The organism is Streptomyces sp. NPDC006458, from assembly GCF_040612135.1.
Lineage (GTDB): Bacteria > Actinomycetota > Actinomycetes > Streptomycetales > Streptomycetaceae > Streptomyces.
This window is the reverse complement of the sequence record NZ_JBEXPR010000009.1, coordinates 251,466-276,301: the sequence shown is the minus strand read 5'-3', so window position 1 is coordinate 276,301 and position 24,836 is coordinate 251,466. Positions and strand designations below refer to the sequence as shown.

Annotated in this window: 22 protein-coding genes, 1 tRNA gene and 2 pseudogenes; 17 read left to right on the top strand and 8 right to left on the bottom strand. The window is 71.6% G+C overall.

Annotated features, from left to right (window positions below; all coding sequences use genetic code 11):
• The first annotated feature begins 759 nt into the window (after positions 1-759).
• The 3 genes from ABZZ79_RS15235 to ABZZ79_RS15225 all read left to right on the top strand — a co-directional run bounded on the left by ABZZ79_RS15235 (position 760) and on the right by ABZZ79_RS15225 (position 5,153).
• Positions 760-2,052, top strand: coding sequence for a VCBS repeat-containing protein (locus ABZZ79_RS15235; RefSeq protein WP_356689389.1), 1,293 nt, complete (start codon positions 760-762; stop codon positions 2,050-2,052).
• Between the two features lie 401 nt (positions 2,053-2,453).
• Positions 2,454-3,932: a VCBS repeat-containing protein gene (locus ABZZ79_RS15230; protein WP_356689388.1), complete on the top strand. Its 1,479-nt coding sequence runs from the start codon at positions 2,454-2,456 to the stop codon at positions 3,930-3,932.
• A gap of 210 nt (positions 3,933-4,142) precedes the next feature.
• Positions 4,143-5,153 carry a YIP1 family protein gene (locus ABZZ79_RS15225; RefSeq protein ID WP_356689387.1) on the top strand — a complete coding sequence of 337 codons (1,011 nt, stop codon included), beginning with the start codon at positions 4,143-4,145 and terminating at the stop codon, positions 5,151-5,153.
• Positions 5,154-5,288: 135 nt separating this feature from the next.
• Here the strand turns inward: ABZZ79_RS15225 and ABZZ79_RS15220 are convergent.
• The 3 genes and pseudogenes from ABZZ79_RS15220 to ABZZ79_RS15210 form a co-directional block, all read right to left on the bottom strand.
• Positions 5,289-5,417, bottom strand: a pseudogene (locus tag ABZZ79_RS15220) (phosphoribosyltransferase); the annotation flags it as partial.
• Complete coding sequence (gene dcd / locus ABZZ79_RS15215) at positions 5,414-5,989, bottom strand: dCTP deaminase (RefSeq protein ID WP_356689386.1); 576 nt, start codon at positions 5,987-5,989, stop codon at positions 5,414-5,416. The pseudogene ABZZ79_RS15220 and the gene dcd, both read right to left, overlap by 4 nt.
• Before the next feature lie 169 nt (positions 5,990-6,158).
• Entirely contained in the window at positions 6,159-6,317 is a 159-nt protein-coding gene (locus ABZZ79_RS15210; protein ID WP_356689385.1) for a hypothetical protein, read from the bottom strand.
• A 274-nt stretch (positions 6,318-6,591) separates the two neighbouring features.
• Between ABZZ79_RS15210 and ABZZ79_RS15205 the strand changes: the two genes are divergently transcribed.
• From ABZZ79_RS15205 to ABZZ79_RS15175, 7 genes are all read left to right on the top strand, one after another.
• Positions 6,592-6,665: transfer RNA gene (locus ABZZ79_RS15205), tRNA-Gly, on the top strand.
• A gap of 502 nt (positions 6,666-7,167) precedes the next feature.
• Complete coding sequence (locus ABZZ79_RS15200; protein WP_356689384.1) at positions 7,168-7,929, top strand: maleylpyruvate isomerase family mycothiol-dependent enzyme; 762 nt, start codon at positions 7,168-7,170, stop codon at positions 7,927-7,929.
• Between the two features lie 64 nt (positions 7,930-7,993).
• Entirely contained in the window at positions 7,994-8,272 is a 279-nt protein-coding gene (locus ABZZ79_RS15195; protein WP_356689383.1) for a hypothetical protein, read from the top strand.
• A gap of 540 nt (positions 8,273-8,812) precedes the next feature.
• On the top strand, positions 8,813-9,538 hold the full coding sequence (locus tag ABZZ79_RS15190; RefSeq protein ID WP_356689382.1) for a hypothetical protein: 726 nt from the start codon (positions 8,813-8,815) through the stop codon (positions 9,536-9,538).
• Between the two features lie 534 nt (positions 9,539-10,072).
• Positions 10,073-10,276 (top strand): cold-shock protein, encoded by a 204-nt coding sequence (locus ABZZ79_RS15185; RefSeq protein WP_028799214.1) that lies wholly within the window; start codon positions 10,073-10,075, stop codon positions 10,274-10,276.
• A gap of 180 nt (positions 10,277-10,456) precedes the next feature.
• Positions 10,457-11,971, top strand: coding sequence for a DEAD/DEAH box helicase (locus ABZZ79_RS15180; protein WP_356689381.1), 1,515 nt, complete (start codon positions 10,457-10,459; stop codon positions 11,969-11,971).
• A gap of 202 nt (positions 11,972-12,173) precedes the next feature.
• Positions 12,174-12,530, top strand: coding sequence for a CBS domain-containing protein (locus ABZZ79_RS15175; protein WP_356689380.1), 357 nt, complete (start codon positions 12,174-12,176; stop codon positions 12,528-12,530).
• Between the two features lie 203 nt (positions 12,531-12,733).
• Here ABZZ79_RS15175 and ABZZ79_RS15170 read toward each other — a convergent pair whose 3' ends face one another.
• A complete protein-coding gene (locus ABZZ79_RS15170; RefSeq protein WP_356689379.1) occupies positions 12,734-13,108 on the bottom strand; it encodes a hypothetical protein in 375 nt (124 codons plus the stop codon).
• A gap of 576 nt (positions 13,109-13,684) precedes the next feature.
• On the opposite strand from ABZZ79_RS15170, the gene ABZZ79_RS15165 reads away from it, so the two are divergent.
• The 3 genes from ABZZ79_RS15165 (at position 13,685) to ABZZ79_RS15155 (ending at position 15,653) form a co-directional block, all read left to right on the top strand.
• Positions 13,685-14,029, top strand: coding sequence for a MerR family transcriptional regulator (locus ABZZ79_RS15165; protein WP_356689378.1), 345 nt, complete (start codon positions 13,685-13,687; stop codon positions 14,027-14,029).
• Between the two features lie 216 nt (positions 14,030-14,245).
• Positions 14,246-14,467 carry a hypothetical protein gene (locus tag ABZZ79_RS15160; protein ID WP_356689377.1) on the top strand — a complete coding sequence of 74 codons (222 nt, stop codon included), beginning with the start codon at positions 14,246-14,248 and terminating at the stop codon, positions 14,465-14,467.
• A 412-nt stretch (positions 14,468-14,879) separates the two neighbouring features.
• Positions 14,880-15,653: a polysaccharide deacetylase family protein gene (locus tag ABZZ79_RS15155; RefSeq protein ID WP_356689376.1), complete on the top strand. Its 774-nt coding sequence runs from the start codon at positions 14,880-14,882 to the stop codon at positions 15,651-15,653.
• Between the two features lie 111 nt (positions 15,654-15,764).
• Here the strand turns inward: ABZZ79_RS15155 and ABZZ79_RS15150 are convergent.
• Together ABZZ79_RS15150 and ABZZ79_RS15145 are read right to left on the bottom strand one after the other, a co-directional pair.
• A pseudogene (locus tag ABZZ79_RS15150) lies at positions 15,765-15,950 on the bottom strand (hypothetical protein); the annotation flags it as partial.
• A gap of 110 nt (positions 15,951-16,060) precedes the next feature.
• Complete coding sequence (locus ABZZ79_RS15145) at positions 16,061-17,386, bottom strand: phosphatase PAP2 family protein (RefSeq protein WP_356689375.1); 1,326 nt, start codon at positions 17,384-17,386, stop codon at positions 16,061-16,063.
• A gap of 635 nt (positions 17,387-18,021) precedes the next feature.
• Between ABZZ79_RS15145 and ABZZ79_RS15140 the strand changes: the two genes are divergently transcribed.
• From ABZZ79_RS15140 to ABZZ79_RS15125, 4 genes are all read left to right on the top strand, one after another.
• Entirely contained in the window at positions 18,022-18,516 is a 495-nt protein-coding gene (locus ABZZ79_RS15140) for a three-helix bundle dimerization domain-containing protein (protein ID WP_356689374.1), read from the top strand.
• Positions 18,497-19,459, top strand: a complete 963-nt coding sequence (locus ABZZ79_RS15135) for a polyphosphate kinase 2 family protein (protein WP_356689373.1) — start codon at positions 18,497-18,499, stop codon at positions 19,457-19,459. The genes ABZZ79_RS15140 and ABZZ79_RS15135 overlap by 20 nt, the downstream gene beginning before the upstream one ends.
• Positions 19,460-19,529: 70 nt before the next feature.
• A complete protein-coding gene (locus tag ABZZ79_RS15130) occupies positions 19,530-22,259 on the top strand; it encodes an HAD-IC family P-type ATPase (RefSeq protein ID WP_356689372.1) in 2,730 nt (909 codons plus the stop codon).
• A 733-nt stretch (positions 22,260-22,992) separates the two neighbouring features.
• Positions 22,993-23,733 carry a hypothetical protein gene (locus ABZZ79_RS15125; RefSeq protein ID WP_356689371.1) on the top strand — a complete coding sequence of 247 codons (741 nt, stop codon included), beginning with the start codon at positions 22,993-22,995 and terminating at the stop codon, positions 23,731-23,733.
• A gap of 38 nt (positions 23,734-23,771) precedes the next feature.
• Here the strand turns inward: ABZZ79_RS15125 and ABZZ79_RS15120 are convergent, their stop codons facing one another.
• Positions 23,772-24,302, bottom strand: coding sequence for a hypothetical protein (locus ABZZ79_RS15120; protein WP_356689370.1), 531 nt, complete (start codon positions 24,300-24,302; stop codon positions 23,772-23,774).
• Positions 24,286-24,777, bottom strand: a complete 492-nt coding sequence (locus tag ABZZ79_RS15115; protein WP_356689369.1) for an RNA polymerase sigma factor — start codon at positions 24,775-24,777, stop codon at positions 24,286-24,288. The genes ABZZ79_RS15120 and ABZZ79_RS15115 overlap by 17 nt, the downstream gene beginning before the upstream one ends.
• Positions 24,778-24,836: the final 59 nt, after the last annotated feature.

Genomic DNA, 24,836 nt, shown 5'->3' with positions numbered 1-24,836 from the left:
AAGAAGAACGAGGGCAAGGCCAAGGAATCCATCCAGGTCGTCGACGTCGCCCAGCTCCTCCTGGACTCCGTCACAACCCCCACCGACCCCACCGGCACCACCGAAGAGGAACACACACCCGAACGCGAACCGGTGAAGTGACCCTCGCCCGAGGCGCCACCGACGCCCCCTGCCCCACCGGCAGGGGGCGTCGGCGTTTCCCGTGGACCGGACCAGGGCCGGACCCGGACCGGACCCGGACCGGACCAGGGCCGAGGCCAGGCCGTAGCCGTGCGGGCGGTCGCGCCGGGCAGGGCCGGCGGGCCTGGCAGGGCCGTGCGGGCGGTCGCGCCGGCGGGCCTGGCAGGGGCCGTGCGGGCGGGCCAGGCAGGGCCGGGCGGGCAGGCCAGGGCCATGCGGGCGGGCCGGGAACGACGGCGGCCGCTTCGGCCTGCTGGCCGCCGCGCCCGGCGAGAACACCGCCGACAGGGCCGTGTGGGTCTTCTCCGCCGGGTCCGCGGGGCTGACGACGTCGGGATCGTGGACGTACGGGCTGGGCACGTTCGGGGTCTCCGGCGTGAACGCGCGGTACGGGGCGGCGATCGACGACTGAGCCCCGCCGGGCCTCCTTCCGCTCCCCCGCGAGCGGCGCCCCCGGGCCCTAATCGGTCCATATGGACCCGGGGGTGACACGGAGGTGACCCGGGGGTGTCCACCCCTTTGAACGCGTGCTTCACTACTGAGTCGTTGTCGACGGGGCTGGCGAGACGGACGGTGAGCATGCGCACCCTCGGAACGGGTCTGGCGGCCGTCGGCTGTCTTGTTCTCCTCGCCGCCTGCGGGCCGCCCCTGCCCGGCGACGACGCGAAGGGCCCGGAGAAGAGTCCTGAGGTGAAGGCCGCCCAGGCCCCCGCCCCGCTCCCGATTCCCGGCGGCAGGGGCAGCGACGTCCCGGACGACTTCAACGGCGACGGCCGCCGCGATCTCGTCCTCAACGACCTGGTCAAGGCGCAGGCGCACAGCGACGACGCCGGGATCGGCATCGTCTACGGCGGTCCGCACGGACTCACCCCCGGCGCCCGACAGCTGCTGAGCCCGGCCCGCAACGCGGCCCCCACGGACGGTGAGCTGCCGGCCGTGTTCGACGCGGAGGCGAGCTGCGACCTGGACGCGGACGGTTTCACCGACCTCGTGGTGTCCACCGACCCGCCCTTCGACGGGCAGGGACAGCCGCCCGTCCCGCTCCAGATCCTCTTCGGCTCCCCGCGCGGCCTGACCGGCAAGGCGGTCAAGCTCGTGATCCCCGCCGCCGCGCGGGCCGGTAACGACTGGCCCGACCAACCGGTGTGCGGCGACTTCGACGGGGACGACAAGGCCGATCTGGTCGTGCACGCCTCCGACTGGCAACTGAGCTTCCTGCGCGGCCCGTTCAGCCGCCAGGGCGCCCCACGCACGGCCGGCGCGCCGGTCCACGTGCCGGGCAACCTGCCGACCGGCCCGGTCGCCGACGTCGACCGTGACGGCAGCGACGACCTGATCGTCCGGGCCGCCGAGGGCCGGGCCACCGCCGCGCTCGTGCTCGGCGGCCCCACCGGCCCGGCGGGCCCCGGCACGCTCCTGCCGGAGGGCCTCGACGTGGCCCTCGGCCGCTTCGGGCGCGGCGCGGACCTGGACGCGGCCGTCGGCGGCATCGGCGAGACCGCCCTGCGCTACGACCTCCCGGCCGCCGCCCGAGGCACGCTCGCCGTCGGCGGCTCCCTGCTGGACACCGCCGACTTCGACGGGGACGGCCTGGGCGAGCTCGTCTCCAGCGGCTCGGGCATCCGTGTCCTCCACGGCCGTACGGAGGGACCGTCAGGCGAGGACCTGGTGCGCGTCGAGCCCACCGCGCGCGGCACCTCGCGGGTGCTGGCCGCGGCGGACTTCGACGGGGACGGGCTGGCGGACCTGGTGGTGCGGACGTATCTCGGGGAGACGAAGGACAGGGTTGCGGTGTATCCGGGAGCGAAGGACACGGTGATCGCCGAGTCGCCGGCCGCGACGTTCTCGACGGGGGAGTTCCTGGCGGACTGAGGGACCGCGGGGGCGTTTCCCGGGGGACCGAGGGACCGCGCGGGCGTTTTCCGGCGGACCGAGGGACCGCGGGGGCGTTCTCCGGCGGACCGAGGGACCGCGGGGGCGTTCTTGGGCGGACCGAAGGGACTGCGGGGGCGTTCTCCGGCGGACCGAAGGGACTGCGGGGGCGTTCTCCGGCGGACCGAAGGGACCGGTTCTCGGAGCAGGCGCGCCCCGTCGGCCACGGCGGCGGCCTCACAGACTGGCCGAAATCCCTCGCAACCCGAAGGACTCCACACAGGTCTCCTGTTCGTCGACCCCGGGTCGCGCGCCGGCGACGGTGAGCGCGCCCGGCCGGTCCACCCCCATCGTCCGCGGACGCCCGACCGGGCTCCGCGCATGCAGCAGGAGAGCTCCGCATGCAGCAGCATCTGCGACTGACCCTCGCGACGGCCACGGCGGCCGCGCTGACGGGCGGTCTCCTCGCGTTCACGTCGGCCCCGGCCACGGCCGCCGACTCCGCTCACGTCCCGCAGGCCGACTTCAACGGCGACGGCTTCGGCGACGTCGGCTTCTCCGTCTGGGGCGCGACCGTCAGCGGCAAGGTCCGTGCCGGGCAGTTCGCCGTGCTCTACGGCTCCGCCAGCGGGGTGTCCGCCACCAAGCGGTCGCTGATCAGCCAGAACTCCACCGGCACCCCGGACGCCGCCGAGACCGACGACGGCTTCGGCTCCGAGCACGCCTACGCCGACTTCAACGGCGACGGCTACGACGACGTCGCCGTCTCCGCCCCCTGGGACGACGTCCGCGGCGACGCCGACAGCGGCACCCTGACCGTGCTGTGGGGCTCGGCCTCCGGCATCACCGGACGCGGCGTGCTGATCGCCGACCCGGCCCCCGGCTCGCACGACAACTGGGGCAAGAACCTGGCCGCGGGCGACTTCGACGGCGACGGCAAGGCCGACCTGGCCGTCGGCAACACCACCAACACCGTCTACGTCTACAAGGGCGGCATCACCGCCTCCGGCGCCGCCGGCCGCGCCCGCACCACCTTCAAGGCCCCGGTCAGGTCCGGCGGCACGGCCCGCGGCCCGATCAACCTCACCGCGGGCGACGTCAACGGCGACAAGCGCACCGACCTGATCGTCGACGGCTACGAGACCACGTCCCAGGCCGGCTGGAACCACAACTACTACGTCCCCGGCACCGCGAACGGCCTCAGCGTCTCCGCCGCCAAGTCCCTCAAGCCCGGCGTGATCACCGGCATCGGCGACATCAACGGCGACGGCTACGGCGACATCGTCAGCGGCTGGGACGCCGACACGACCGAGCAGGACGGCACGCCGATCCCGTACTCCGCCAAGGGCGGCAAGGTCTGGATCACCTACGGCTCGGCCTCCGGCCCGGCCTCCGTCGTCGGCATCACCCAGGACACCGGCAACGTCCCCGGCACCGCCGAGAACACCGACTGGTTCGGCTTCGAGCTCGACCTCGGCGACATCAACGGCGACGGGTTCCTCGACCTGGCCGTCGGCGCGGCGGGCGAGAGCGTCGGCGACGACGCGGACACCGGCGTCGTCACCGTCCTGTACGGCTCCCGGTCCGGTCTGAACGTCACCTCCGGCGGCCAGGTCTTCTCCCAGGACACCGCGGGCGTGCCCGGCACCAACGAGGACAAGGACATGTTCGGCTACGACGTCAAGCTCGACGACGTCACCGGCGACGGCCGCGCCGACCTGATCGTCGGCTCCGCCGAGAACGCGGGCGACGGCACGGTCACCTACCTGCGCTCCGGCGGCACGAAGATCACCGCCTCCGGCTCGCGTGTCATCACGCCCTACGCGGCGGGCGTCTCGACGGCGGGCGTGCCCGCGTTCGGCGCGAACTTCGCGGACTGAGCGGTCGCAGGAGAGGACCGGCAGAGGACCGGCAGAGGACCGGGAGAGGGCTGCCGGGAGAGGACCAGGGGGACTGCCCGGGACACGGCCGGGTGAGCCCCGTAGGGGATGCGCGGGGGATGCGCGGGGGATGCGCGAGGGCTGCGCGGAGGATACGTAGGGGACGGGGCGCCGACCTGGTCCCCGTCCCGTACGGGACAGCCGTAGGGGATGTCACAGCTCGGCCGCAAAGCCGGGCCTGTGGGGCCGGGTCCGGCACGTCACTCTGCGGGACCAGGTACGTTCGAAGGCGTGGCTGGATTCAGGATCGGACGCGGCGGCCGGGACGACCGCGCCCCGCAAGCGCGACCGCAACACCCCCCGTACGGACGGCAGGCGCCCCAGGGCCCGTCGTACGGCGGTGCCCCGCAGAGCGGCGGCCCGTCGTACGGCTACCCCTCGGCGCCGCAGCCGTACCCGCAGGCCAGGCGGCAGCAGCCGCCGGGCGGGCAGGGCGGCGACTGGGGGAACCACGGCGAGCCGGAGTACTTCGGCGGCGGCCAGGACCCGTACGGTCAGGGCGCCCACGACCCGTACGCGGCGAACAACCCGGGCCACACCCAGGCCTTCTCGATCGACGAGCACTACAGCCAGGGCGAGACGTACCACGCCGGTGCCACGCCCCCGGCCGGCCCGGTCGGGCCGCGGCTGCCCTGGAAGGCCCTGCTGCGCGGCATCGTCGTCGCGCCCGGCCAGACCTTCCTGCAGATGCGTGACTACGCGGTGTGGGGCCCGGCCCTGGTCGTGACCTTCCTCTACGGCCTGCTCGCCGTCTTCGGCTTCGACGGGGCCCGCGAGGACGCGATCAGCGCGACGCTGTCCAACGCCGTGCCGATCGTCCTGACGACCGCGGTGGCGATGGTGCTCAGCTCCTTCGTCCTGGGCGTCGTCACCCACACCCTGGCCCGCCAGCTCGGCGGCGACGGCGCGTGGCAGCCGACGGTCGGCCTCTCCATGCTGGTCATGTCCCTCACGGACGCGCCGCGTCTGGTGCTCGCCATGTTCGCGGGCGGCGACGCGACCTTCGTCCAGGTGGTCGGCTGGGCCACCTGGATCGCCGCCGGCGCCCTGCTGACGATGATGGTCAGCCGCTCCCACGACCTGCCCTGGCCGAAGGCGCTGGGCGCCTCCGCGATCCAGCTGGTCGCCCTGCTGTCGATCGTGAAGCTGGGCACGTTCTGACGCCGTCCTCGACGGCGTGAAAAGGCCCCCGGGACGGGGGCCTTTTTCGTGTCCCTGAGCGGGCTCGAACGCGATCGAATGCCCTCAGGCGTCGAGCACCTGCCCGGCCCGCTGCACGACCGGGGGTTCGACACTCCAGACGCCGCCGCGGGCGATGGAGAGCACGACGTCGGGCTTGTAGCCGTCGTCGGCGATGGTCTGCGCCAGCTCACGGACGGCCGCGCCGAAGCGTTCGTTCGTCAGGTTCTCCCGGACGCCGCTCATACCTGGGTCCTGTGGAAATTGAGGAAGGAGCGGGAGGCGGTCGGTCCGCGCTGCCCCTGGTACCGGGACCCGTACCGCTCACTGCCGTAGGGGGACTCGGCCGGTGAGCTGAGCCGGAACATGCACAGCTGGCCGATCTTCATCCCGGGCCACAGCTTGATGGGGAGCGTGGCGAGGTTCGACAGTTCCAGGGTGACATGACCGCTGAAGCCGGGGTCGATGAACCCGGCGGTGGAGTGGGTGACGAGCCCGAGCCGCCCCAGGGAGGACTTCCCCTCCAGCCGGGAGGCGAGGTCGTCGGGCAGGGTGATGACCTCGTACGTCGAGGCCAGCACGAACTCGCCCGGGTGCAGGATGAACGGTTCGTCCCCCTCGGGCTCGACCAGCCGGGTGAGGTCGGCCTGCTCGATGGCGGGGTCGATGTGGGGGTACCGGTGGTTCTCGAACACCCGGAAGTACCGGTCCAGCCGCACGTCGATACTCGACGGCTGCACCATGGATTCGTCGTATGGATCGATCCGTACCCGCCCGGCGTCGATCTCGGCCCGGATGTCCTTGTCTGAGAGAAGCACGCCCCGAGGATACGCAAGGCGCGCGGACCCGCCACAATCGTGACGACTCCGCGCGCGGGGGATGCGGACGGCCGGCGCCCGCCGATCACCGCGGGTACGCGCCGGTCACCGCTCGGGAAGGGCGACCGGAACGACACCGCGGCGCCGGGCGGTCACCCGCGCCCGGCGGTCACCGCTTCTGGAGCGTGACCGGTACGACGCTGCGCAGGCGGGCGCAGCGCGGACACCGCACCAGCCGGCCGGGGCCGAGCCGCTCGGCCTGCTGCATCGGGAACGAAGCGGTGCTGAAGACGTGCCCATCGGCACAGCGGACGAGGGTGCTTTCCATCAAGTCCTAGAGTCCCTTCCCCAAGAGCCGCGTCACTCCGGCTGAAATCCCGTGACGACGGAAGGCCACATTACGGGATGAAAGGGACGCCTCTCCAGGCGGCACTCCGGCCCGCCCGGACCCACTCCCACGCCCCCACCGTACGCCCCAACTCCCGCCCCCCGCAGCCACATCGCGTCCCTGAAACCGACTCAGGCCCCTCGGCTCGAACGCCGGGGGCCTGGCATGGGGTAGAGTGAGCGAGCGTTACGACACCGATCACGTCGGCGTCTGCGCGGGTGTAGTTTAATGGTAGAACATCAGCTTCCCAAGCTGAGAGCGCGAGTTCGATTCTCGTCACCCGCTCCACGCGAAACCCCCAGGTCAGAGGCCCGGGGGTTCTTTGTTGTCTGGACCGGTGGGCGGGGCGCGCACCACCTCCGCACCACAAGGGCGCGATCAGCTGCCCGTGGGCTTCTCGTTGTGGTGCGCGGGGCCGTGATCCTTGTCCTTGTGGCGCTTCGCACGCTCGGCGCGGACGAGGTCGCCGCAAGCCGTCCGGGAGCCCGGCGGCAACGCGAGCACGACGCTACTTCCGGCCGAACGAGGTGCGCCGGAAGGGAGCACCCTCCTCCCCCACGAAGACCAACCCGTCGGGGCGCCTTCTCAGCGAACCAGGCGAAGGTGCTGCCGCACCTCTTTGTGGAGGAAGGCGGGGAGGAGGACGGCCCGGACACCCGACTTGTTCAACGGGCCAGCCAGGAAGGGGATATGGCTACGACCAGGCTTTCTAGCAGGTGCTCGCACTCCCGCAGCTGACGGCCTGGAAAATAGGGTGCGGTCGGCTGAGCTGGGGTGATAGCCAAGCGATGTGACAGAGAGTCTTGAGTATTCCGTCCTGCTGCAACTGATCGACGAGCGGTCGGCCGAGTTCCGGAGTGCGGTTGCCGCCGCGCCCAGCCTTGACGCGCCGGTGCCGTCCTGCCCCGAGTGGACGTTGTTCGATCTGGTGCAGCACCTGGGTACGGGCCAGCGCTGGTGGGCCGCGATCGTCGCCGCGGGTCCGGCCGAGGCTCCGCCGGCCAAGGATGCCGCGGAGTTGCCGCGCGAGATCGAGGCGCTGCTGGCCTGGTACGCCGAGTCGAACGAGCTGCTGCTGAGTGCGCTGCGCGAGGCCGGCCCGGAGCGCGAGTGCTGGGTGTGGTGGGGCGCCGGCGTGTCGCCGGCGAATGCCTGGGGCGTTGCCCGGCGCCGGGTGCACGAGGTGCTGGTGCACACCTACGACGCCCAGCTCGCCGCAGGCGCCGTGCAGCCGATGCCGGCGGACGTCGCGATCGACGGCGTGGCCGAGTTTCTCGACACCTGCAACTCCACCCCGGCGGCCTGGCCGCACGAGGCCGCCACCATCCACTACCACGCCACCGAGGGCCGCTCCTGGCTCCTCGCGCTGGACGGCACCGGCGCCTGGCCCGCACCCCTTACGGACGACGCCGCGCCCGCCTCCGCTTCGGCCAGGGGCACGGCCGAGCAGCTGCTCCTCTTCGTCTGGGGCCGCCTCACGCTGAGCGACCTGAAGATCGAGGGCGACCCGCAGGTGTTCGAGCAGCTGATCGCCTGGGAGCCCGAGGAGTAGCCGGTGGACCAACGCCCCCACCACCGGCGATAGTCTGCGGACCCATCCCAGAGAGGCGGGTCCAGTGAGCTTCGAGGCTGAACGATCAGCGCGCATCGCAGCCATGCAGGAAACCGCCCGGCCAGTCTGGGAGACGACCGGCGACACGGACACACTCCAGCAGTTCCTCAAAGACAACGGCTGCCACGGCGTGGAAGCCGTGTTCGTGACCATGGGGCTCTTGAACTGCGATCTTGCCGAAGCTCAACAAGCCTTCTTCAACGCCCCGTGCCGCGATGCCGAACGCCGGTTCCACAACCAGGCCCTGGCCCTGCTCGAAGAGGCCGCCGGCACCGACGCCTGACAGCACCGGCGACGGACACAGCCCCTTGACTCGGCCATCAAGAGATCCTTTCGACCGGATCCCGGCCTCGCCCCGTTCGCGCCCGCCGGGAGGCGTCAGGGCGGTGTGGGGCAGCAGGGGGTCATCGTCGCCGCCGAAGTCTCTGGTGCGGTTCTTGGACAGGGGCAATTCCCGGGGGCCGGGGGCGAGATGCCTTCTTCCAGCTGCCCCAGGCCCCCCACGAGGAAACAGCGGGGGCCGGCCACGTGTGTGCTCCGGCCACGTGTGTGCTCCGGTCTTCGACGCCGCTCAGCCGCGGGTCGGTACTGCAACCGCCACCAAAGAACCCCTGGCGTGGGAGTGTCCGCGGCACAGTCACGGCGACCAGCCGATAGGTTGCGGCAACCTGCTCACAGGCCACGGCCGGACTGGGGCCGGCAGGCTTACCCACCCGCCCGGCGAGCAGGTCGGGCGGGTGCCACGAGCCGGGTTGCTTCTCTGTCGGGCGCGGCCAGCGGTGTATGGCCTTGCCCGCGTGGGCCTACGGCGTGGAGGGCCGCAATGAGGGTGCCGAACACGGGTGACGACAACCAGGCTGCGCCGACGCCCGACGAGATCCAGGCCAGAGTCGGAAAACGCCTGGACGACGTCGCCAAGATCCTGGCCGGTGCGCTGATCACCGTCGCCGGGATCATGACGGCTCTCGGGCTCTCCAGCGACGTCGTGTTCGTCGCCCTGAACAACAAGTCATGGCCGATCTACGTGGCCTCGCTCTGCGCCATCCTCGCCATCGTCTGCAGCATCGTCGCCCTGCTCGTCCACCCCACCCGGCGGGGCAACCTGTGGGAGACCGGCGTTCTCGTCCTCGGCGTGATCTTCTACATGGTGGCTCTCAGCGTGGCGGTGATCGGCGCGGCCACGGCTGCCGACGGGAACGGACGCCCCAACATCACCGACGTCAAGATCGAAGGCCCACGGTCCCATCTGCAACTGAGCTTCCACGTGCACGCCGACGGTGTGGAGACATGGGCGACCATCCAGGTGTACGTGACCGCCACCGGGCCTGACTTGGACACGCCCGTCCGGGGCTCGGTCGACGACTACTCGAGTGAGCTCAGACCTGACGACACGGGCACGGTCGAGCAGCGAGTCAGCATGCCGATGGCGCTTTCACCGCAGGTGGGGGGCCTCAGCATCACGGCCGTCAACGCGAGTAACGGAACCGACGACCGGTGTGAATCACGCAGCCAGCGCGGGCCGACCTGCACACGGATCCGGATCCCGTGAGGCGCGGCCCGAGGAGTTCCTCGGCCTGGTCGCTGCTTCTGTGTCTCTGACCGGGCAGGAAGTGATGCCGTGGTGATCTCGTCAAGGCTCGCTCGACCGCAGGAACCGACGCGGCCCGCTCGATCTGGCGAAGGGCGGGTCGTGGCCCCGGCGCGCGCCGCCGTGTGGGCTTCGTCTCGCCTCCGGGGTCTCGGCGTGCTCGTCGGCCTCTCGTGCGCCGAGCACGGCAGCGGCCGCGCACGGACCGTCGAAGGAGGTGACAGCGCCGTGAGCCGGAATCGCCCGGCGACAACACCGCACCCCGGAAACGAATATCTGTGGTCGCGAAGTGAGAAATCGACGCGGCGCAGGAGAAATATTCCTGAGGCTCACTTCAGCGCAGAATTGTTTACCACGCAGGGTCGATGCCGACGTGCTACTGTCGACGTCAGTTGCAGGTGTGGTTGCCAGAAGATTCTTCCGACGGCCGATCATCACGGCGACACGGAATCCGCACAGGGCGCATTCCTGAAAACGCCTCCGAAGGAGAATGAAATGGCTACTGGCACCGTCAAGTGGTTCAACGCGGAAAAGGGCTTCGGCTTCATCGAGCAGGACGGCGGCGGCGCCGACGTCTTCGCCCACTACTCGAACATCGCCACCCAGGGCTTCCGCGAGCTGCTGGAAGGCCAGAAGGTGTCGTTCGACATCGCCCAGGGCCAGAAGGGCCCGACGGCCGAGAACATCGTTCCGGCCTGACGCACCGGCACTGACGCAAACTTCACAGCTGGGGCCCGCACCTTGGGGTGCGGGCCCCAGCTGGTTTTATTTTCAGGGTGATTCCCCCCTGTCATTTCCGGCTCGCTATCGCGATTCTCTGCGCCGCTCATTCTGCTGCGGAAATCCCTCGATAGGTGCCCGCATCGAGGAAGGTTCCGCATGAACCGCGCACGCGCCCCTCGCGCACGCACTGCTCGCACATATGACCGCTTCGGAGGAAGTGCTGCCGCAGGCCGCTCCGGCGGACCGGCAGCAGCCCGCTCCGGCGGACCGCGCCGTTCCGAGGGTTACGGAAACCGACGGGCCGCGCAGGGCGAGTTCGCGCTGCCGAAGACGGTCACGCCCGCGTTGCCCGCCGTCGAGTCGTTCGCCGAACTCGCCATGCCGGCGCCCTTGCTGACCACACTCGGCCATGAAGGCGTGACCGTTCCGTTCCCGATCCAGGCGGCCACCCTGCCGAACTCCCTGGCCGGTCGTGACGTACTCGGTCGCGGCCGCACCGGGTCGGGCAAGACCCTCGCCTTCGGCCTCGCGGTACTGGCCCGTACGGCGGGCCGGCGCGCCGAGCCGCGCCGGCCACTGGCCCTGGTCCTCGTCCCCACCCGTGAGCTGGCCCAGCAGGTCACCGACGCGCTCGCGCCCTATGCCCGCTCAGTGGGCGTGCGGCTCGCCACCGTCGTCGGCGGAATGTCCATCGGCAGACAGGCCGGTGCGCTGCGCGCCGGTGCGGAGGTGGTCGTGGCGACGCCCGGTCGGCTCAAGGACCTCATCGACCGGGGCGCCTGCCGACTCGTCGACGTCGCCACGACGGTTCTCGACGAGGCCGACCAGATGACCGACATGGGCTTCATGCCGCAGGTCACCGCCCTGCTCGACCAGGTGCGCCCCGACGGCCAGCGGATGCTCTTCTCGGCCACCCTGGACCGCAACGTCGACCTGTTGGTCCGCCGCTATCTGACCGACCCGGTGGTCCACTCCGTCGACCCGTCGGCCGGTGCCGTCACCACGATGGAGCATCACGTACTCCACGTGCACGAGGCGGACAAGCACCGTACGACCACCGAGATCGCGGCCCGGGACGGCCGGGTCATCATGTTCCTGGACACCAAGCACGCCGTGGACCGGCTGACCGAGCACCTGCTGAACAGCGGTGTCCGCGCCGCGGCCCTGCACGGTGGCAGGTCCCAGCCGCAGCGCACCCGGACCCTGGCGCAGTTCAAGGACGGTCACGTCACCGTCCTGGTGGCCACCAACGTCGCGGCCCGGGGCATCCACATCGACAGCCTCGACCTGGTCGTCAACGTGGATCCGCCCAGCGACCACAAGGACTACCTGCACCGTGGCGGGCGTACGGCCCGCGCGGGCGAGTCCGGCAGCGTCGTCACCCTCGTGACGCCCGCTCAGCGGCGCGGCATGAGCCGTCTGATGGCCTCGGCCGGCATCACCCCGCACATCACCCCGGTCCGCTCGGGCGAGGCGGAGTTGAGCCGCATCACCGGCGCCCAGGCGCCCTCCGGCGTCCCGGTGTTCATCACCGCGCCGGTCGTGGAACGCCCCCGCCGCGCGTCTTCGGCGTCCAGGGCCCGCCGGGGCCGCAGCGGCCAGGGCCGGCCCGTCGGCGCGGGGGTGCGCCGCGGGGCACAGCGGCGGCCCGGGAACGAGTCGGCTGCCTAGTTCCGGTACGGCTCTCGGGGCCACCGTTCTCCCTGGGGCCGCCGTGCTCTCTCTGGGGCCACCGTGCCCCCTGGAGCCGCCGTGCCCTCCCCGGAGCCGCCGTGGTCTCCCTGGAGCCGCCGTGCCCTCCCTGGAGCCGCCATGGTCTCCCTGGGGCCGCCATGGCCACCAAGCCGACCAGCCCTTACCGAAGGAGACACCGTTGACGTCAGCTCAGACGCGGGCCCGCACGCTGGACCCCGCCCCCGTGACCCTGGTCGACGACATCGAAGCGCACGGGCCTCGGGTATCCGACGACATGACCGTCGAGGTGGCTCTGGCCGTCATGGCCGGTGCCCGTGTCGAGTATCTGACCGTGTGCGACGGGGACGACCAGAGCACGGGCCAGATCACCCTGGTCCGGCTCGCCGTCCTCCGTGACAGTTCCACATACACGGACCGGATCCGTCTGCGTGACGTCCTCGACGGAACGATGTTCTCGCCCGGCGCCCGCCCAGGCGGCGCCGGCGAGTACGGCCGGGTTCCGGGCGTCCGCGCCCTCTCGGCCCTCTCTCACTGATCCGCTCGCCCCGGGCGGTCCGCACATGGCGGTATGAGGACCGCGCAGAACCGCGTAGAACCGCGTAGAACCGCGTAGAACCGCGTAGAATCGCACTCAGGATCCCGGTGGGGGCCCTGCCGACGCAGGTCGGCAGGGCCCCCACCGTCATGTCGTCGTCCGCTCGGAAACTCGCGGCCGGGCCACGGGGCGAAGATGGCGTCTCACCGGTCGGAGTAGCTGAGATCGCCCACGGTCCATGCGCCGACGTCCTTGATCGCGACTCGGTACATGCCGCCCGTCTCCGGGATCCCGAGGCTGCCCTGGAGGATCCGGGCGAGATGGAAGTGCAGATGCGTGGGCGTCTCGCCGTGACCGGGCCGGTTCTCCACCGGCCCGCGGGCGAAGACGTCGGAGAACGGGCCGAGACGGTCAGAGTCCCGCAGGACCTCCGCCACCCGCTCCCTCCACACGGCCTCGGGGGCCAGACGACCGGTGATGACGGCACCGCCGACAACCACGGTCAGCGCCATCTGGTTGCTCGGCTCGGACTCCACCGCGGCGGAGATGGCGACGAGCAGCTCATCAGGGTTCGACATGACAGCAGAGCCTATTCACTGATCGCCCACTGCCGCAGGTGGCAGGGTTCTTCCTCCGCTAGGAAGGTGAAATCTACTCTTGGCAGAGTAGACATTCGATCCTGGCGTGGCTACGCTCCTTCTTGTAGACACGGTCGAACGAGACCCGCCGGACATGAACCGGCGGGTGCCAGAAAGAGGAAGTACGCAGGTCAGTGCGGCTCTCAAGCCTCGAAGCCAAGGTGTTCCCAGAACGGTGACGAGACGGGGAGCCGCACTGGGCGGCTCGCACGTCGAGGAGCTGCCGACAGCAGTACCGGTTCACCCCAGTGGTTGGTTCAGAGAGGAACGGAGGAGCAGACGCCATCAGGATCGCCCGGTCCGATCAGCACTCGGCCCGGGTACCGCAAGACCCCGGAATGGAAGGTGGTCCCCGGTCACGCAGCTGCGATCCCCCGCTTCCCCGCCTGCCGGGTCGGGTAGCGGAAACAGAAGGTCGGCACAGCAATAGGGCCGACAGATGGTGTTGAATTTCCTTCGGGGCCCTGGTGCCGTACGGCACCAGGGCCCCTCGACGCGTTTGCACAGCGAGGTGACATGACAGCGGACAATCCTCTTAATGATCGTCTGGACGACGACGACTACCCCGCATACACGATGGGCCGGGCAGCCGAGATGCTCGGCACCACCCCGGGCTTCCTCCGAGCCATCGGCGAGGCTCGGCTGATCACTCCTCTCCGCTCGGAGGGAGGACATCGCCGGTATTCCCGCTACCAGCTGCGGATCGCCGCCCGGGCCCGCGAGCTGGTCGACAGGGGCACCCCGATCGAGGCCGCCTGCCGCATCGTCATCCTTGAGGACCAGCTCGAGGAGGCTCAGCGCATCAACGCCGAGTACCGCCGTGCCGCGAGCGAGGGGGCGGGCAGTTCCGGCTCCGGCTGATCACTCGGGCGGCCGTATACGGAACGCCTGTGGCTGCCGAACGGGAGTACGGCCCGGAAAAGTGCCGCCGGCAGGGGTGAGGACAGCATCGGTGTCGTAGCCCGAGGTTCTTTGTTTATCGCCAAACCCCAGGTCAGCGGCGTGAAGCGGTCGTTCCCGCAAGGATCTGTGCCGACGGCCACAGCGAACGGGACAGACATGGGCGCATACTGAGCCATGACAAAGCCTGCCGCGCCGAAGCGTCATCTGCCCACCAGCCCCTTCAAGGCCCCGGTCGTACCGGCCCCCAAGCACTTCGCTGTGGGCGATCAGGTCACCCATGACATGTACGGCCTCGGCCGAGTGATCGGCATCGAGGACGGGATCGCGGCGCACGTGGATTTCGGCTCGGCGCAAATGCGGATCCTGAGCCCCTACGCAAAGATGACCAAGCTGTAGGACCGCTGTGCCCGGTCACGGCACACCAGGCCCCTTGACGGGCCTGCAACGAAAGAGAGCTCTCCCATCGATTCGACATCGCTGTTCTCCGCCCCGGAAGGGCAGCCCCGCGGCACCACCGCGGCCTCGCCGCCCCCGGTGACCAACCCCTTCCAGGCCCCCGACTTCGGGGACGACGAGACCCTGCCCATCGAGGACGCGCAGGATCCCGCGTAGGTCATGTCAGTCGTGCCGCGGCGAGGAGTGCGGTTCCTCTCATGGAGCTGCACACCTCGCCTGAGTTGTCCGCGAACTCCCCCGGGATCGTCCGTGATTGGTAACGGACGCATCCCGTGGCCTCCCGCCCTCGTCCTACCCGGTGGTCGCGACGCGACCGGCATCGGCGAGGTACTGGGCGAAGGCGGGGGCGGACATGGCGCGGCACGGCGGCGGGCGGGGCTGGTACGGCAAGGTGGTCGGGGCGGCGCTCGGGGTGACGATGCTCGCCGTCGGCGCCTCTGTGTGGACCGCGCAGGCCGGTGACGTGGGCGGCTCGTCGCCCGGGGCGGCCTCGTCGCCCGCGCCGGGCAGCAAGGCCAAGCCGGTCGCGGTGACCATCGCGCATTCCTCCGACAAGGGGGCGCGCGGCGTCAACATCACCATCGACGACGGCCCCGACCCCGTCTGGACCCCTCAAGTGCTCGACGTGCTGCGGGAGTACGGGGTGAAGGCCACGTTCTGCATGGTGGGGACGCAGGCGCAGGCCCACCCGGACCTGGTGAAGAAGGTGGTCGCGGCCGGGCACCGGCTCTGCGACCACTCGGTGTCGCACGACACCACCATGGACAAGCAGTCCCAGGCCTACCAGTCGCAGCAGATACTCGACGCCGAACGCATGATCACCGAGGCGTCCGGGGGCGTACGGCCGATGTACTACCGGGCGCCCGGCGGGGCCTTCACCCCCTACAGCCGCACGCTCGCCGCCTCCCGGGGCATGCGCCCGCTGGGCTGGAACGTGGACACCAAGGACTTCGAGCGGCCGGGCGCGGACGCCATCGTCGCCACCGTCCAGCGCGAGCTGCCCAACGGCCCGACGCTCCTCTTCCACGACGCGGGAGGCGACCGCTCCCAGACGGTCGAGGCCCTGCGCCGCGTCCTGCCCTGGCTCAAGGACCAGGGCTACGCCTTCGGCTTCCCGGTCCGCTGAGGAGCCGCCGCCGAGGAGCCACCGCGGCTGACGACGGCCGGGGTCCGCTCCGGCGGCAGCCTCCCGGCGGCCCCGCCGCCCCCGCGCGTGTGTCGTCCTGCCGCCGTGCGTGGCGAAGACGTAGAGGCGCAGGAGGAGGAAGCGGGCTGTGCCGGTGAGGGCGGAGGCGGTGAGGGCGGAGGCGGCGAGGTAGACGAGTTGTTCGGTCAGGCGGTCGGGGGTGGGCCGGGCCAGGTGGAGGGTGAGGATCGCGGCGCTGGTCGTCAGGTAGGCGGCGGTGGCCGAGCCGGCCGACTGCTTCTGCGAGCGGGAGCGGGAGCGGGACGCGCCCTCGTCACCCGGTGCGACGAAGACCCCCAGGCCGGTCGGCCTGGGGGTCTTCGGGGGGTCCGGCGCCTGGGGGCGGGTCAGATCAGCTCGGGCTGCGGCTCCGGCGCCCGGGCGCCGGCCGGCGCGGGCTTCGGTTCCCACAGGGCGGTCGTCCGGACGTACGCGTAGATCACCGAGGTCATCGCCAGGATGAGCAGGGGGCCGAACAGCCACGGGTGGTGGGCCATCTGCACGGACAGGAAGCGGTAGGACAGCAGGAGGGCCGTGAAGATCGCCGTGCCGTAGGCGACCAGCCGGACGCCCGCCCGGTCCCAGTCGCGGTCGAACGTGCGCAGAGCCGCCTCGACGGTGAGGGTGAAGACCACGCCGGCGACGAGGTCGGCGCCGTAGTGGTAGCCGAAGCCGAGGGTGGCGGCCAGCGTGGCGATCAGCCAGAACGTTCCCGCGTAGCGCAGGAGACACGGGCCCTTCCGAGAGTGGATGAAGATCGCGGTCGCCCACGCCGTGTGCAGGCTGGGCATGCAGTTGCGCGGGGTGATCCCGTCGAAGGGCACGGGGCTCGGGAGGCCGACCGACGGGAACGTCTGGGGCCAGACGGTCGCCACGGCCCAGGGCTCGGTCGGCGGCATCTCCGGCGCCCAGAGGCTGACATCCATCCAGTGCTGGGTGCCGGTGCCGTAGGCGAAGAGGGGGCCGACCACCGGGTAGATCATGTAGAAGGCCGGGCCGATGAGTCCTATCACCAGGAAGGTGCGCACCAGGTGGTGACGCGGGAAGCGGCGTTCGGCGGCCACATGGCGCAGTTGGTAGAGCGCGGCGACGACCGCGGCCACCGGCAGCTGGCCGTACACGAAGTCGAGGACGTTGAAGCCGATCGGGCCGGCGGCCTCGACGAGGCGGCCCACCAGCCATGACGGGTTGCCCAGGGCCTGATCGGCGGCCGCGACGTACTGGTCGAGCACCATCGGGCGGGTCTTCGAGGTGATGAGCAGCCAGATGTCGCCGGTCTTGCGGCCGGCCATCAGGAGCAGCCCCAGCCCCACGCCCTTCAGCAGCAGGGCCCGTTCCCGGCCGGTACGGCGGGTGACGGCGACGGCCGCGACGCCCAGCATCACCCACAGCGCGCCGTTGCCGAAGGGGTGCCCCTCCGTCGCCCTGGCGTCGACCCCCCAGCGGACCGCAAGGAAGCCGAGGTCGACACCGATCGCCGCGGCCAACGCGATGAACCGCTGCCGCCAGGTGAGCACCACCATCATCAACGCCATGGCGGCATACAGCAGACCGCCCGATTTAGGACGGAATATCACCTCACGTGCCTGATTGGTGATGGGCCCCGGAACGCCGTAGTGCCGCGCGGTGAATTCCAGCGCGAGGAGAAATCCGAGGGCTGTGACAGCCACCACCACCCAGAGCCGCGTCCGCGGTCGACGCCATGCGGGGAGCGCGGGCGCCTGGGGTATTCGCGAAAGGTTCTGCGGTGGTATGTGTGTCAACTTTGGCTGCTTCGTTAGATATGGGTCATATGGGGGCGGTTTTGCTCGTCACCTTTCGAGCGGAGCCGCTTTCTTTCCTATGAACAGCAGTTCATCGGAACAAGACGGAAAGACTACGGTCCGGGTTCCGGCCTCGTATACGGCAGGGGCTTGTGAACGCCGTCGGTTCCCCGCGGCCCGCCTCGCGGGACGTCGGTTCCCCGCGGCCCGCCGCGCCGCCCGCCTCGTGGCCCCGCGCGTCGCCGTCCGCCGCGCCGCCCGCCTCGTGGCCCCGCGCGTCGCCGTCCGCCGCGCCGCCCGCCTCGTGGCCTCGCGCGTCGCCGTCCGCGGCGCCGCAGGTCCGGGTCCCTCTCCGGGGGGCGATCTTGTCCGGCCGATCCCAGAATGAGGGTGGGCATCGGCTCGCCCGCGACGGCGCCGGTGAGGCTGCCCGGGGCTGGAGGCCGTCGGCGTATGAAATGCGTGACAGTCAGCGGCGGAACGCGAGAACGGGCCCCCCGGGCGGGCCGGGTGCTTCGGCACGTCGACGCGGGGACCGCGCGGCCATGACCACCGACGAGACGATCGACGAGGGGGCGCGGGAGCTGCCCGCCCCCCTCCACGCACAGGATCCACATCCAACGGGCCGCCTGCCGGACCTGCCGGACCTGCCGGATCTACCCGACCTGCCCGACCTGCCCGACCTGCCCGACCTGCCAGGTCAACCGCGCCCCCCGGCCCTCCTGACTCCCCCGCCTCCCCCCTCCCCGGCCCCGGCTCCCTCCCCCTCCCCCGTGCCACCCGACGAAGCCCTCGCCGTGCGCGAGCTGGTCACGGCGCTCAAAGCCGGCTGGCCCGCGGTCGACGAGGGCGTGATCGAGGCCGCGGTCAGGGAGGCGTACGACGCGTTCCGGCCCGCCAGGATCAGGGCCTTCGTGCCGATCCTGGTGGAGCGGCGGGTCCGCAGGACGCTGCGCGGGAGCGGGGGGACACCAGGCGGCCCGAAGGACGGACGACGTGCCGGAGAGGAACTGATCGGTGATGGAGGACAGGAGAGCTGAGCGGATCGCGCGGTTCATCGAGCCGTTGAGGGTGCGCCCGGGGTCGACGGTCCGGCTGGGGCGTGACTTCGATCCGCGGGACAGGGGCGGGCTGCGCAAACGGGACGGCGTCGAACTGCTGCGCAGCGGCGTCGAGCTGCTGGCGGAGTACCAGGAGCGGCTCGCCGCGCAGGACACGTACGGCGTGCTGATGTGTCTGCAGGCGCTCGACGCCGGAGGCAAGGACGGGACGATCCGGCATGTGATGAGCGGGGTCAATCCGCAGGGCGTGCGGGTGAGTAGCTTCAAGGTGCCGTCCGCCGAGGAGCTGGACCACGACTATCTGTGGCGCTACGCCCGGCGCCTGCCCGAGCGCGGCGAGATCGCCATCTTCAACCGCTCGCACTACGAGGAGGTGCTCGTCGTACGCGTGCACCCCGACCTGCTGGTGCGGCAGCGACTGCCCGGCCACGCGCGGGGAGCGAAGTTCTGGAAGCAGCGGTACCGGGAGATCAACCACTGGGAGCGCTATCTCACGGACAACGGGTTCAGGGTGGTGAAGATCTTCCTGAACCTGTCGAAGGAGGAGCAGCGCACGCGTTTCCTGAAGCGGCTCGACCTGCCGGAGAAGAACTGGAAGTTCTCCGCGGCCGACGTCCGGGAGCGCGGCTACTGGGACGACTACCAGCACGCGTTCTCCGAGATGCTCTCGGCGACGAGCACGAAGTGGGCGCCCTGGTACGTGGTGCCGGCGGACCGCAAGTGGTTCGCCCGGATCTGCACCGCGGCGGTCCTCGCGCACACCCTGATGGACATCGACCCGCGGTACCCGAAGGTGGCGAAGACGGCTCGCAAGGAGCTGCTCGTCGCCAAGCGGAACCTGGAGCGGGAGGCTCCCGAGGGTCAGCCGGCCGACCCGTACGCGGCCCGGCACGCACCGGCGGGCGGGAACAAGCGCCACTAGGACCCGCCCGGCGGGCCGGAAGAAGCACCGCCAGGACCCGTCCGGCGGGCGGCGGTGATCGGAGGCGGCGATGACGGTGCATCAGGATCCGGTGGGAGATCGGGGGCGGGCGGCACAGGAGGCCGAGTGGTACGCGCGGTCCCCCGAGGCGGTCGTGACGGCCCTCGGCGTCGATCCGGCGGTCGGTCTCACCGCCGCGCGGGCGGCCGATCTCCTCGCCGCGCACGGCCCCAACGCGCTGCCCGAGGAGGCCCGGACCCCGACCTGGCGCCGGTTCCTCGCCCAGTACCGCAGCTATATGCAGATCGTCCTGGTGGTCGCGGCGGTGGTGTCGTTCGTGATCCAGGAGTGGACCACCGGCATCCTGCTCGTCGTGCTGACCCTGCTGAACGCGGTCGTGGGCCTGCGTCAGGAGGGCAAGGCCGAGAGCGCGATGAACGCCCTTCAGTCGATGCTGAAGGCCACCGCGCGGGTGCGCAGGGACGGCACGGAGGCCGAGATCCCCGCGGAGGACCTCGCCGTCGGTGACATCGTGCTCCTGTCGGCCGGGGACCAGGTGCCGGCGGACGGGCGGATCATCATGGCCAGCGCCCTGCAGATCGACGAGTCGACGCTGACCGGGGAGAGCGTGCCCGCCGCGAAGGACACCGGCACCCTGCCGGGCGGGCGGCCGCTGCCGCCGGGCGACCAGACCTGCATGGCGTTCATGAACACCCCGGTCACGCATGGCAGCGGGCTGCTCGTGGTGACCGCCATCGGCGTGGACAGCGAACTCGGCAAGATCTCCGGCATGCTCGCGGCCACCGAGAAGGAGGTGCCGCCGCTCACCAGGGAGCTCGACCGGCTGACACTGTGGATCACCGGGGCGGCCGGCCTCACCATGATCGTGATGTTCGCGCTGGGGCGCAGCCGGGGCGAGGCCTGGGACGCGCTGTTCGTCAGCGCGGTCTCGCTGGCCATCGCCGCGATCCCCGAGGCACTGCCGACCGTGACCCAGGCGATCCTGTCCGTCGGAAGCCTCAACCTGGCGAAGCGCAACGCCATCGTCAAGGAACTGCCGTCGGTCGAGACCCTCGCCTTCACCTCGGCGATCAACTCGGACAAGACCGGCACCCTGACGATGAACCAGATGACCGCGGTCGAGGTGATCAGCCCCACCGACCGGTACACGGTCTCGGGCACCGGCTACGGGCTCCAGGGGCGGATCCACCACGCCGCGGGGTCCTCCGCGGGCATCGAGGACGCGATCCTGCCGTACGTCGTGGCCAGTGACGCGAAGCTGGTGGACGGCGAGGTGGTGGGCGACCCCACCGAGGGCGCGCTGCTGGTGCTCGCCCACAAGGCGGGGCTCGACGCGGACGCCACCCGGGAAGGTCTGCCCCGGCTCGCGACGCTGCCGTTCGACCCCGAGTACAAGCTCATGGCCACGTTCCACTCGGCGGCCGACGGCTCCGGGCGGCCGGTCGTGCGGTGCTTCGTCAAGGGCGCGGCCCCGGCGGTGATGGCGCGGGCGGCCACCGCGCTCGCGGCCGGTGAGAGCGTCCCGTGGGACGCGGAGCTGCGGCAGCGGGCCGAGGCGCAGACCGAGCGGATGGGCGGCGAGGGGCGCCGGGTGATGGCCGCGGCCACCCGGGATCTGGACCCGGCCGCCTTCGACCCGGACGGCGACCTGCTCTCGTACGTGACCGAGCTGCGGATGACCAGCCTGGTCGGCATGGTCGATCCGCCGCGCGAGGAGTCGAAGGCCGCGGTGGCGGACGCGCGGTCGGCGCATATCAGGGTGCGGCTGATCACCGGCGACGACGTCACCACCGGGGCGGCCATCGCCCGGCAGATCGGCATTCCCGGCGAGGCCCTGCTGGGCGCCGACTTCGCGGCGATGAGCGAGCGGGAGCGGCTGGCGCGCATCGACGGCATCGGGGTGGTGGGACGGGTCGCGCCGGAGCACAAGGTGCTGCTCGCCGACACGCTCAAGAAGAAGGGCGAGGTCGTGGCGATGACTGGGGACGGGGTCAACGACGCGCCCGCCATCAAGGCCGCCGACATCGGCATCGCGATGGGCAGCGGCACGGACGTGGCGAAGAACGCGGCCCGCATGATCCTGTCCGACGACAACTTCGCGACCATCGTCTACGCCGTGGAGCAGGGCCGGACGATCTTCGACAACCTCACGAAGTACATCCGGTTCGTGCTGCTCCTGCTGGTCACCTTCGTGCTGACGTTCCTCGGCGCGACCGTCCTGAACATCGTCGGCGGTGAGCCCTTCACGCCGCCGCAGGTGCTGTGGATCCACTTCGTGGTCAACGCCTCCTTCGGCTTCGCGCTCGGTTTCGACCGGGAGAGCCCGGGGCTGATGCGCCGCAGGCCGCGGCCGCGCGGGGAGTCGGTGCTGACCCGGCCGGTGCTGGTCACGGTCGGGCTCGGGGGGCTGGCGATCACCTGCGGGCTGCTCGGGCTGATCAAGATCGGCGAGTCGCTCTACGACAGCGCGGAGACCGGCCAGTCCATCGCGTTCACGGCCTTCGCGCTCTGTCTGGTCGTGGCCGCGTTCGAGTGCCGCAGCGAGACGCGGTCCGTGCTGACGCCGTCCACGTTCGACAGCCGCCAGATGAACTGGGTGGCGCTCGCCCAGCTGGTCCTGGCGGTGCTGGTGACCCAGATGGACGGCTTCCGCCGCATGCTGGGGACGACGGAGATCAACGCGCGGCAGTTCGGCTGGGCCGTGCTGACCGCGCTCGCGCTGCTGCTGCTGTGGGAACTGGGCAAGCTGCCTGCGCGCCGGTCGGGAAAGAAGGGCTGAACCCGCGCTCTCCGCAGGGCCCGGCGCACCGAACGCCCGGCACGCCCGACGCCCGCCGCGGAGACGCAGCGTTCCGTCGGTGTGGAGGGGGCCACTGCGAAGACGATCAGGGTCGGCACGGACGCGTCCGAGTGCGGGTCGTAGGCGCCCGTTCGCGCAGTTCCCCGCGCCCCTTGGGGGTGCCTGGCTCGTGCACGTCCGCGAGTGCGGGTCGTCGATGCCTGTTCGCGCAGTTCCCCGCGCCCCTTGAGAGGTCCCCGGCTGGGCCCAGGAGGCCCGGGAGCGTTTTGGGGGCGCGGGGAACTGCGCGGGCTCTTGGGGGCGCGGGGAACTGCGCGGGCTCTTGGGGGCGCGGGGAACTGCGCGGGCCCTTGGGGGCGCGGGGAACTGCGCGAACGGCCACCGACGGCCCGCGGCCGGACTCTCAAAGGGGCGCGGGGAACTGCGCAGGCTCTTGGGGGCGCGGGGAACTGCGCGAACAGCCACGGACGGCCCGCAGCCGAACTCTCAAAGGGGCGCGGGGAACTGCGCGGGCTCTTGGGGGCGCGGGGAACTGCGCGAACAGCCACGGACGGCCCGCGGCCGGACTCTCAAAGGGGCGCGGGGAACTGCGCGGGCTGGTGTGGAGGGTGCGCGGGCGAATCCGTGCAGGAGTGTCACACGGGCTGCACACAGTGCACGGAGAGGCTCGTTAGCGTGGCTGGCCGTCGATCACCGTGCGAGGAAGACCGCCATGGACTACTGCTCCACCTGCCGACGGCACCTCAACGGCGCCCTGGTGTGCCCTGGTTGCGGCGCGTACGCGCCGGACATAGCCCCGCCCGCCACCATCGCGCATACGTCCGCGGCCATGCGACCGCCGCAGGAGGAACCGGCGCCGCAGACCACCGCCCCCGCCCCCGAGTCGTCGCGGCCGGGACGCGCGGCGCGGCGGCGACAACTGGCCCGGTGGAAGAAGAACAAGCGCCGGGCGGTGGTCGCGACGGCCGTCGCGCTGGTCGGGGGCGGGCTGACGCTCTCCGCGGCGAACCGCCACGCGCCCGACCGCGTCGAGGCGGCCGCCGCGCCCGACAACCGCCCCATGGGCGAGGTGGAGGCGCAGGCACCGGAGAACACCGGGCCGGACGCCGTGCCACCGGCCACGCGTCGCGCGCCCCGGCCCTCCGCCTCCCCCGACGCCGGCCGCGAGGTAACGGCGAGCGCGCCGCACAGGGCGTCCCGGTCCGCTCCGCAGGCCACCGTCGCGGCTCCCCGGCCGTCGGTCACCAGCGCCCCGCGGCCGCAGAGCACCGGACAGCCCTCGGTGGTGGTCACCGTCCCCGAGCAGCGTGCGAGCAGCGCGCCCGCAGGGCAGCAGACGGCCACGCCCACCACCCCGCCCGCGGCACCCGAGGACGACAGCGCCCCGGCCGCCCCGGCCCCGGCCTCCACCTCGCCCTCACAGCTCTGCGTGCTGGTGCTCTGCCTCGGCTGACGGACCCGTCGGCGAGGACGCGCCGCGGCCCCGGACCGTCAGCGCGGTGACGCGGACGTGCTCGGCGACGACGTAGGGGTCGGCGTCGGGGCCGTCGGCGTGGGCGTGGGCGTGGGCAGCGGCGCCGAGGGGCTCACCATGCCCGAGCCCGTCGAGCTCTCCGCCGGGCCCTGCCCGCCCGGCCCCGCCGAGGGGCTCAGGGAGGTCTCCGTGGGCTGCTCCGAGGGCGGCGCGGACGGGGCCGGGGACGGGCGGCCGGTCGTCGGCGCCGGGGAACTGGCCGACGGGGCGGGCGCACCGGTCGCCGGGGGCGGGGCCAGGGGCGGAGCCGGGCGCGCCGGGGTGTCCGGGCCCGTGAGGTACAGGGGCAGCGCGGCGAGGGCGAGGGCCGCGCAGGTCAGGGCCGCGCCCGCCGAGGTGCGCAGCAGTCGGCGGCGGGACGCCGTGCGGCGGACCTTCTCGAAGTGGCCCGGGGGCGGGGCCAGATGACCGGCGGGCGGGCCCAGCAGCACGGTGAGCGGGTCGTCCGGGCCGCCGGACTCCTCCTCGCCGTCAAAGCGTGTGGTCAAGGCTTCTCCTCAGGTGGACGCGGAGCAGTTCGCGGGCCGCGTGCAGGTCGGCCTTGACGGTTCCTTCCTTGCGCCCGGTCAGCACGGACACCTCCCGGATCGGCATGTCAGCGTAGTAGTGCAGCAGGATCGGGGTGCGCAGCCGGTCGGGCAGCGACTGGACCAGCAGGCGCACGGACGAGTCGGTCTGTTCCACCGGGCCCGCAACCGCGGCCTCGTGCGTGACCTGGCGTACGGCCCTGCGCTCGCGCTCCAGCTTGCGCCAGTGGTCCCGGACGAGGTTGGCCGCGGTGACGTAGAGGAAACCGCGCGGCTCGTCGACCTTCGTCCAGCGTGCCCACAGCCGGGTGAACGCCTCCGAGGCGATCTCATGTGCCGTCCCGTCGTCGTCGACGAGACGGCGGCACCAGCCGGCGAGACGCGGGTACAGGGCGGCGAACAGCTCCGACGCCGCCTCGTCGCGGGACCGTTTCAACGCTCTCCAGGGTCGTGAGGGCACAGGGGGAAGGATGCCGGTGGGGGTGGTGCGGTGGG

Coding starts and splice junctions, on each gene's coding strand:
- ABZZ79_RS15235 (WP_356689389.1), top strand. CDS start 760: ATGCGCACCCTCGGAACGGGTCTGGCGGCCGTCGGCTGTCTTGTTCTC.
- ABZZ79_RS15230 (WP_356689388.1), top strand. CDS start 2,454: ATGCAGCAGCATCTGCGACTGACCCTCGCGACGGCCACGGCGGCCGCG.
- ABZZ79_RS15225 (WP_356689387.1), top strand. CDS start 4,143: ATGTCACAGCTCGGCCGCAAAGCCGGGCCTGTGGGGCCGGGTCCGGCA.
- ABZZ79_RS15210 (WP_356689385.1), bottom strand. CDS start 6,317: ATGGAAAGCACCCTCGTCCGCTGTGCCGATGGGCACGTCTTCAGCACC.
- ABZZ79_RS15190 (WP_356689382.1), top strand. CDS start 8,813: ATGAGGGTGCCGAACACGGGTGACGACAACCAGGCTGCGCCGACGCCC.
- ABZZ79_RS15185 (WP_028799214.1), top strand. CDS start 10,073: ATGGCTACTGGCACCGTCAAGTGGTTCAACGCGGAAAAGGGCTTCGGC.
- ABZZ79_RS15180 (WP_356689381.1), top strand. CDS start 10,457: ATGAACCGCGCACGCGCCCCTCGCGCACGCACTGCTCGCACATATGAC.
- ABZZ79_RS15170 (WP_356689379.1), bottom strand. CDS start 13,108: ATGTCGAACCCTGATGAGCTGCTCGTCGCCATCTCCGCCGCGGTGGAG.
- ABZZ79_RS15165 (WP_356689378.1), top strand. CDS start 13,685: ATGACAGCGGACAATCCTCTTAATGATCGTCTGGACGACGACGACTAC.
- ABZZ79_RS15160 (WP_356689377.1), top strand. CDS start 14,246: ATGACAAAGCCTGCCGCGCCGAAGCGTCATCTGCCCACCAGCCCCTTC.
- ABZZ79_RS15155 (WP_356689376.1), top strand. CDS start 14,880: ATGGCGCGGCACGGCGGCGGGCGGGGCTGGTACGGCAAGGTGGTCGGG.
- ABZZ79_RS15140 (WP_356689374.1), top strand. CDS start 18,022: ATGACCACCGACGAGACGATCGACGAGGGGGCGCGGGAGCTGCCCGCC.
- ABZZ79_RS15135 (WP_356689373.1), top strand. CDS start 18,497: ATGGAGGACAGGAGAGCTGAGCGGATCGCGCGGTTCATCGAGCCGTTG.
- ABZZ79_RS15130 (WP_356689372.1), top strand. CDS start 19,530: ATGACGGTGCATCAGGATCCGGTGGGAGATCGGGGGCGGGCGGCACAG.
- ABZZ79_RS15125 (WP_356689371.1), top strand. CDS start 22,993: ATGGACTACTGCTCCACCTGCCGACGGCACCTCAACGGCGCCCTGGTG.